At 46.4% G+C, this 8,029-nt stretch carries 6 protein-coding genes, 2 tRNA genes and 1 pseudogene; 4 read left to right on the forward strand and 5 right to left on the reverse strand.

Features of this window, described 5'->3' with window-relative positions:
* Positions 1-471: pseudogene (locus PGW94_RS03970) on the forward strand (P44/Msp2 family outer membrane protein); the annotation flags it as partial.
* A gap of 431 nt (positions 472-902) precedes the next feature.
* Here the strand turns inward: PGW94_RS03970 and PGW94_RS03975 are convergent.
* Positions 903-988 (reverse strand) — tRNA-Ser (locus PGW94_RS03975).
* Between the two features lie 602 nt (positions 989-1,590).
* Between PGW94_RS03975 and PGW94_RS03980 the strand changes: the two genes are divergently transcribed.
* Positions 1,591-3,075 carry a hypothetical protein gene (locus PGW94_RS03980; RefSeq protein WP_271758868.1) on the forward strand — a complete coding sequence of 495 codons (1,485 nt, stop codon included), beginning with the start codon at positions 1,591-1,593 and terminating at the stop codon, positions 3,073-3,075.
* A 504-nt stretch (positions 3,076-3,579) separates the two neighbouring features.
* Here PGW94_RS03980 and PGW94_RS03985 read toward each other — a convergent pair.
* From PGW94_RS03985 to PGW94_RS03995, 3 genes are all read right to left on the reverse strand, one after another.
* Positions 3,580-3,657, reverse strand: a tRNA-Pro gene (locus tag PGW94_RS03985).
* Complete coding sequence (locus PGW94_RS03990; RefSeq protein ID WP_271758870.1) at positions 3,648-4,022, reverse strand: MerR family transcriptional regulator; 375 nt, start codon at positions 4,020-4,022, stop codon at positions 3,648-3,650. Before PGW94_RS03990 ends, PGW94_RS03985 begins: the two co-directional genes overlap by 10 nt.
* Entirely contained in the window at positions 4,019-4,315 is a 297-nt protein-coding gene (locus PGW94_RS03995) for an integration host factor subunit alpha (RefSeq protein ID WP_271758872.1), read from the reverse strand. Before PGW94_RS03995 ends, PGW94_RS03990 begins: the two co-directional genes overlap by 4 nt.
* 331 nt (positions 4,316-4,646) lie before the next feature.
* Between PGW94_RS03995 and PGW94_RS04000 the strand changes: the two genes are divergently transcribed.
* Together PGW94_RS04000 and purE are read left to right on the forward strand one after the other, a co-directional pair.
* On the forward strand, positions 4,647-5,225 hold the full coding sequence (locus PGW94_RS04000; protein WP_271758874.1) for a TlpA family protein disulfide reductase: 579 nt from the start codon (positions 4,647-4,649) through the stop codon (positions 5,223-5,225).
* Positions 5,212-5,712: a 5-(carboxyamino)imidazole ribonucleotide mutase gene (gene purE, locus PGW94_RS04005; protein ID WP_271758876.1), complete on the forward strand. Its 501-nt coding sequence runs from the start codon at positions 5,212-5,214 to the stop codon at positions 5,710-5,712. The genes PGW94_RS04000 and purE overlap by 14 nt, the downstream gene beginning before the upstream one ends.
* Before the next feature lie 53 nt (positions 5,713-5,765).
* Here the strand turns inward: purE and PGW94_RS04010 are convergent, their stop codons facing one another.
* Positions 5,766-7,637 (reverse strand): hypothetical protein, encoded by a 1,872-nt coding sequence (locus PGW94_RS04010; protein ID WP_271758878.1) that lies wholly within the window; start codon positions 7,635-7,637, stop codon positions 5,766-5,768.
* Positions 7,638-8,029: the final 392 nt, after the last annotated feature.

An 8,029-nucleotide genomic window follows, 5' to 3' on the forward strand; every position in this document is an offset into this window, starting at 1 on the left:
GCTAAAGTTCCTGGTAAAGAAATCGTCGCTTTCGCTCAGGCTCTTAAGGCGAGTGATGGCGGAATAAATGATAAGCTATGTAGTTATGGGAATGGCGGTGGCGGACGGGACGACCATACGCATGCACAATGTATTGACACATCACACAACAGCAGCAATGCATCGAAGGGGCTTGAGGATTTTGCGACCAAAAGCCTAGGGGGTGGTACGAAAAACTGGCCTAAAGCGGCACATAACAGCCATAACAATGCGAATGACGTTGCTGGAGATATTATTAAGCTGCCGAAAGACGACAAAAACATTGTCGCAGGCCACTTCGCGAAGTCTATCGAAGGCGGTGAGGTAGTGGAGATTCGCTCAGTGTCTTCAACTTCGGTGATGGTTAATGCTTGTTATGATCACGATGGACAGGCCTTGAATTCAGCTTTCGGTTTGATATTGCATAGGAATCGCTTTCGCTCAGGCTCTTAAGGCGAGTGATCCCAAAGTCGAACAACAGATTTGTAAAGCTGGGACGAAACACAGTGGCAGTGGAAACGGTGGTAACTGTAATGGTAGTAATGCTAGCAGCAGCTGGACTACTCCCGACAAGGGGCTCGTTGCGGCATTGACTGGTTCGGGTGAGGGAAAATGGCCTATGGTGAATGGTAGTAGCAGTGCCGCTGCGAAAGAAGACGCAACAAAAACTGTTGCTGGAGACATTGTGACTATGACTAAAGACTCCATGGCAGTTAAGGGCGCTTCACTCGGTGATGACACATGTCCCAACGACGCGTTCCGCCGTGGCCACTATGAACTTAGTAACTCACGAATCCCTGTTCTTTGTATGAAGCTAGAGAAGACCTATACCATCACATGCTGGTCGAGGAAACACTCAACGCGGTGCGCATACCACGCCAGAGCGGACGGAGTGGGATTCGAACCCACGGTACGTTTTGCGTACGTCAGTTTTCAAGACTGGTGCCTTAAACCGCTCGGCCATCCGTCCGCTACACTTCTAGCACAATAATAAAAAAACCGCAATTTGTATGTTGTGATGTGGCAAGTTCCACTTCAACAGGACCATTGCTTACTTAAAACAACCCTTGGCACGCCTGTCATGGAATAATTACATTGGGTAATAACCAAACATTAATCGATTCCTCCCTATATTCGCCACCACATATTTCGGAACCTCTCTATCATGTCAGTTGATGGTAAGACTACAACGACGGCTACCGCGCAGGTATTTAGCTTTCTCTACCTGCAAATACGATCGCTTTCTGCTCAATATGGTACGCCGCAGCTTTTGTTAAGCCAACCGGAAAAATGGTGATACACAGTGCTCTCTGCAAGGTAAATTATATGCTTTGGGCACGTGAGGAATCTATGGTTTCTAACAGCCGGCGTGAGTCTTCCGCCCTTACCTTCTACGTTTTTCTATATGAGTGAAGACTTCCGTTAATATGTGTAGCATTGCGCACAGTTTGTGTTACATATACGCTACTACGGTGATAATGGCATATGTGTACTAGTAAGGATTGCGGTCCTAAGCCAACATCGCCAAAATGTGTGCGCCGTTCATTATAGTTCATTTTTGGGGTACAGCTAATGTTCAATGACGCTACAGTCAACAGTTTGGATGTTGATAATCTGCATAACAATATTTCTCAGGACTTTACCAATAGCCCTTCTGGTTATTTGGGCATATCTTCAAGCGACGTCACGTATGACCTTGTGATCGAGTCACACATAGGGCGCTCAGATTCTGATAAGAGCTACATTGCTGTCGTTAACACAAGTGGAGACGTTGTTGCAATGTACTTAGACGCATATGTGCAGGATTTCCTACTGCTTTGTAAAAACACTGCCTCGGATCAAGTAAGTGACAGAAACATGTTACTGCTTAGCCAAGGATTGAGCTCCTCAGAGCACAGTATCGCGTTCGATAATATCACCACCACCTTGGGAAATGCGTCATCACATGAATCTGCACACAGCACTCCTATTCAACATGTGGATGATGAAACAAATGACGATGATACACAAGTTGATAAAGGATCTTCTATTGTAGGCGGGTTTATAGCGTCAGTTGCCAGGTTTATGGGGCTAAACGCCGCTGATAGCCCAGAGTCCAATCCTGCTACCGAATCTGCAGAGCAGAAAAGTGAAGATACTCAAGCAGCATCTGGTATAACGTCTACAGAAAGTGAGAACCGTCGCGAAGTTACCCAGAACAACGATGAGTTAAAAGATGTACAAAAGCAAGACACTGCAGATGATTTCTGGGGTTCAGTGTTTGGCATAGTGCCTAAAGCTGAAACTAGCAGTGTTGAAGTACCTGCTGCTTCAGAAGAAGCTAGTACTCCTGAGGAATCATACAATGCAGAATCAGGAATTGCAGCAGCTACAGTTGGTACAGACGAAGTGGCTATAGGTGACGTGGCAGAACTGGCTCCAGTTGACAGTAGCAATGCTGTTGCTACACAAGAAACTGTGGCTAATGCTGATACAGCAGCGGAAGCTGTAGCTGCTAACGTTTTGGATTCAGTATCTAACATAGTGTCTGCTACCGAAAATACCACTGTTGACACACAAGCTGCCCCAGAAGAACCTAGTACTCCTGAGGAATCACACAATGTAGAATCAGGTATTGCCGCAGCTGCAGTTAGTGCGGGCGAAGTAACTACCAGTCGCTTGGAAGAACAAGTTTCAGCTGAAAGCGGAAACGTTGTGCCTGCACAAGCACCTATTACTGATGTACTAACAATAGCGGAACCTATGACTTCTAACATTTGGGATTCTGTGTTTGACATAGCTAAGAAAAAGTCTGAATCCGACACTACAGAAGTTGCTACTACCCATAGCGTAGATATGCCCGCTCCTGATTTGTCAGCGCCGCTAGTTTCTGAAACACAACATAATACAGAACCAACCGCCACTGCGGCAGTTAGTGATGACTCACAAACACAACACAACGTGGATCACCAATCTGGTTCACACAAGGAGTCCATGGGAAGCTACTACGATAGCGACTTTGTTGACCTTGGGTTCCTAACTGACGAAGAGATAGGGCTGTTTGGGGACTTACTCTAAAAGTCCAGTAGCAGAATTGTGTGGGTTTGAACAAGTGCTGAGCGCGCTGGAATACATTATTTACAAACAATGAGCTGCGCGTTTGTACACTGATGCCTGTTGTTCGTGGCTTTGTGCGGCAAAGTCACGAACCGTATAGTAGCTTCCCGCACAAGTCTGTCTATTTCGCCTTTAGTTTACTGCAGGTCCCGCAATAGCATAGCAACTGTGGGACCTTGCGTGCCGGGCTCCTGACTCATAAAAGGTCAAACAAGAGTTACAACAGTACGTGACCACAGCCCCTGTGGAATCACTCAGGACCGCGCCCAAGTGCCGGACAAACACACATGCCTCAATGCCAATGTATCGAACAGGTGCTGCCACTCTTCGGGCAAAACCACCCGATAGCCCGCATCACATTGAACCTCGCTGCTAAGTCTACCACATCCAACACAAGCGGCTTTCGCGGGACTAGTGACCGACGAAATGCTCTATAGTTTTAAACCAGAAACGACATTTGCAGCATGGTCGGAATGATGGGATTCGAACCCACGACCTCCAGTCCCCCAGACTGACGCGCTAACCTGGCTGCGCTACATTCCGTTCAGTTTTTCAGCAAGCATATCACGCATATCCGCCAAGTTTTTCATAAGCTTTGCCAAGCTTTCCGCATCTGATGATGCGACCTTCGGACCGTATTTCTGCCTATTCAATTCCGCCTGAGCACCTCTTATGGTGTACCCAAGATCGTACAGCATGTGTTTTATTTTTTTTATCATTTCTATATCACGACGGCTATACAAGCGCCTCCCGCGCCGCTTTACAGGAGAGATCTGAGAGAACTTGCTCTCCCAAAAGCGCAGCACATACTGCTCTACACCAACCTCCTGAGCCACCCTACCTATAGTGAAGAATACCTGCTCTAGAGGCTGCCTTATATCGCTCTTACCGCTATTACTATCAGTCACGCTTCTTCCCCATTTATCAATCTCTTTACGGTCACTGATGGGCAGAATGTCACGGTATTGTGCTCCTCCACTATAAACTTTTCTAAGGTCTTTGGATTTCGGCCTACGCGCTCCTTCTTCCTCAAAACTCGGAAAATGCCGAACGAAGATATTTTTAGGGTACCACCTCGAACAAGAGAGGCAACCATCTCTTCAAGTATCTCCCCCACAATAACTAGGGAGTCTTCCCGGGACAAACCTATCTCTCTGTTGATCATGTCAGCAAGCCGGGCTTTCGTTAGTGTCTGATCCATAAATACCACGCACCGCAGCCATATTGCGCTAAGTCTACACAATAAGGAGAAAGTATCAAGACGTATATGCTAAGTACACAACATCGGAGAACGTGGCATGATGGGACAACACAGCGTCTTTTCATGCTGTATCTGAACATAGCTATCAGGCATCACACTGCTATCAAAAGCAAGATACATGCCAGTAAGTAGATACATATGTACATGCCAATCTTAGGCTGTAAAATTGTAATGTTTACTTTAAATCCGTACACAGGTTTACAAAATAGATACACTAGTAGACAAAAAACCTTGTGAGTTGGGAAATGCATCTTCATAATCGCAATGTTGTATGTTCACGTCAGGAGTTCCCATGGTCCCAAAAGTGCTGTACAGCAAGTATTTTGTGGCTGTATTCTGTGTTCTCTCGGTTGTCGCATTTGCGCTCATCGGAAGCATAAATAACTCCGAAAGGGTTCTAGCAAAAGCTGAAATACGCATAAAAGAAGTTAACTCAGATGAAACTTTATTCGGGCTCTTGTCAGAGATTGGGCCTGGACCAACGCTTTTGGTTCTGTATACATCCTGGTGTAGCAATTGCGTCGAAAAGATGCCCAGTGTCATCGCTGCGATAGATGCGTATAGGAAAATCAAACCTGTGATTGTATCACTTGATACCAACAGAGGGAAACTAGCATCCTTTTTACTAAATCAACGAACGGTAAACTTTGTGCCGTACAACGTATCAGCAGAATACCATGGCAAGCTGGCATATGCCTTAACGGGAAAAGGCCTGCATTTCACAGGAAAGATCCCCTTCATCGCAGTTCTGGGCAACAACACGATACCAATAACACATATCACCAGCGACCGGGCACTTGCTGCAGCCATAGAACATGTGATCTCTGGAGGGCGCAATGACCGCAGATAACGCCAAGTCCAGCGTATGCGTCGCAGTTATCATGGGAAGTAAGTCTGACTTCCCTACAATGCGCGAAGCGGTATCAATACTTGATGACTTATTGATTGGCAGCGAAGTTCTGGTAGTCTCCGCACATCGGACTCCTCATCGCTTGTACAGTTTCGCACAATCTGCTCATGAACGCGGATTCAAAGTAATTATTGCTGGGGCGGGTGGCGCAGCACATCTTCCGGGCATGGTCGCTTCGTTGACACATTTGCCAGTAATTGGCGTGCCTATAAAAAGCGAATGTTTAAACGGATTGGATAGCCTCTTATCAATCGCACAGATGCCACGCGGGACACCCGTGGCAACCATGTCTATAGGGGCTTCTGGTGCGGCAAACGCAGCGGTATTTGCTGCCTCCATTCTCAGCCTGTCTGACAAGGATGTAGCCACAAGGCTCAAAGACTGGAAGTGCAAACTTACCGCATCAGTAGCAACAACGCCCTACTAATACACAAACTGTTCCTGGTATCGCACTAGATAGCCAAGTCATGTTTGTGTATCTCAGGCACAATCCATTTGCTTTTCATCTTGCAAACTGTCCGCTTTGGGCTCCGTAATGTCTGACGGCACAGCAATACTCTTAGGTAGGAACCCAAACACGCTGTCAAGGCTTCTCTCAACGTCCTTGCACACCTTGTACATATCATCAGCAGTTTTGTGAATCCCTTCAATACCTCTAGCAACATTTATGATATGAGGTATCGTCATGAAGAACGGTGCGCAGCTCCTTATACGCTGCATTGCATCGTCGTTTTCACTGCACGCTACTGTGCCGCCTTCCGCTGTACCATCGCTCTCAAGTAGGACGCTACAAAGTTTTTTATAAAAATTCTCGTACACTCCCTCCTTCAACAAACCCTGAGAACCGAATAGCTTCTCGTGACAGTCTTTCATTACCCTACAACATGTATCCCTATGCTTGCCTAAGCCTTGGCCACTGGTGACTACCTCCATCAATTCGTCTGCAAGACCAAGTATGGGGTTCAATTCAACGCTCAAAATAGAATACACAGAAGCTATGGTTTCATCTATGGTGCGCGTTTCGCGAAACAAGCCCTTAAAAACTCCTGGCACTTGATACTCAAGCGAACCTTTCATGCCGTGATACACACGCCGCGAGTGCATATAGTGCACCTTTCCCATATGATCATGCGACCGCAGAATAAACACGCACACCGAAACCGCTGCTATGCCCTCTTTACTAAACAATGTAGAAATGAAGCTGAGACATTCCAAATGCACTTTCAACAAGTGTTCTACTTGGCGTTTGGTGTCGTATACGTTACTCTTGATAACAAATGCCATGTTGATGTTGAAATTTGCGACAGTATCTTGCAGCTCTTCTGTCTTTCTCACAGCAGTTTCTAATCCCTTCTGTAATACACTACGCATTACATCGGTTTGGTGCGAAGCTGCCCTTCTTACCTGTTCCGAAGCCGCTTTAAAGTGTTGTTCGCAACACTTTATATGTTGCTCTAGCGAGGTAATTTCGCTATGCACGGCCTCCACCGCTGTACGCCCATCTCGTTGGATTTGCGCTGTCACATCTTGTAAGGCACGATTCATCTGAGACAAGCCCTCAAGTGTGTTTCCACGAAGCTCGGCCATATCCCCATCGTGCTTGAGCTGTATTCTCTCCACAGCATCCATGAGCGCTGCGCGACTTGTGTCATTTTCCTCTAAATAGACAATGCGAGTTGTCGCGACATCACACACTTGTCTGAGCATATTTACTGTCCTAAGAGATTGGTAGTCAATGGGCGGCCTGCACTCTGTGTAAACCTTTGCTTTCTCATACAAAACCAACAAAAGCTTATCTCTAGCCTTCCGCGCCTTATTTTTGTAAATCTCCGAAACTATCACGCATGCAGTAAACGCTATGAGTGAAATTACCGCGATAGCTGCATATACTTTGATATGAATGGGCGTCGTGGAATGAGAAATAACTCGCAAACTTGTAAGGCTTACATCTGATATCTCTCGACGTAAATATCTTCCCACCATATACGCGGCAACCGCCATCCCGACAAAGCTGACCGTTGCACCATACGATGACAGTCTAACCGGTATGCTTACCCCAGGTGTAAATCCAGCTTCTTTTGGTAAACTTGTTACTTTATGCCCACTCCAAAATTCTTTCATGCGAGCCAGAAGGGTGTTCAGCCCCTGTTTTGAGTCCCCGATCATCGCTTTCGTTTTGCTAACCCACGCAGCACTCCCTGGAACTACTGTAGGGTCATCGCCGCTATCTTCTAAACTGTCACTTATTGCACTACTAAATATCGCTGATTGGTCTTCAGCACTTTCCGTGATATGGCCGGTCGGTTCTGTTACATTTTCCCCGCCGGCTACTCTTTTTGTCTCTTTCTTCATACGAACCCACTTTTATAAACTCTTTTATATGAGCTATCCTCGACACGTGTGATAACACGTATGTGAATTCCTAATCCCGTAAGTGGTGCAACGATACCGGAGCTGTAATTTTGGACGCCTCACTAGCCCAGCGTAGCTCGAACACTGAAGCTATAGGTACAGTTCACTTACAGTATGTCCGTGCTAAAAAAGAAGGACAATTACGCAAAAAGCCTTGCTACTGCTCATAGTACACGCGCTTGGCGATTAGAGCAACATTGCTATTTCGACACCATGGTGATATCATGGCCTGCAAAGCATGAGTATGGGCTGGGAGGGGTAACCCCGAACCATTCCAAAAGCCACCCAACAGAAAGCAGGAAAGATTTGAGATGAGCACATTCTATGTGTTG

The sequence above is a fragment of the Candidatus Anaplasma sp. TIGMIC genome, assembly GCF_028204095.1.
Classification (GTDB): Bacteria; Pseudomonadota; Alphaproteobacteria; order Rickettsiales; family Anaplasmataceae; genus Anaplasma.

Coding starts and splice junctions, on each gene's coding strand:
- PGW94_RS03995 (WP_271758872.1), bottom strand. CDS start 4,315: ATGGATCAGACACTAACGAAAGCCCGGCTTGCTGACATGATCAACAGA.
- PGW94_RS04000 (WP_271758874.1), top strand. CDS start 4,647: ATGTTCACGTCAGGAGTTCCCATGGTCCCAAAAGTGCTGTACAGCAAG.
- PGW94_RS03980 (WP_271758868.1), top strand. CDS start 1,591: ATGTTCAATGACGCTACAGTCAACAGTTTGGATGTTGATAATCTGCAT.
- purE (WP_271758876.1), top strand. CDS start 5,212: ATGACCGCAGATAACGCCAAGTCCAGCGTATGCGTCGCAGTTATCATG.
- PGW94_RS04010 (WP_271758878.1), bottom strand. CDS start 7,637: ATGAAGAAAGAGACAAAAAGAGTAGCCGGCGGGGAAAATGTAACAGAA.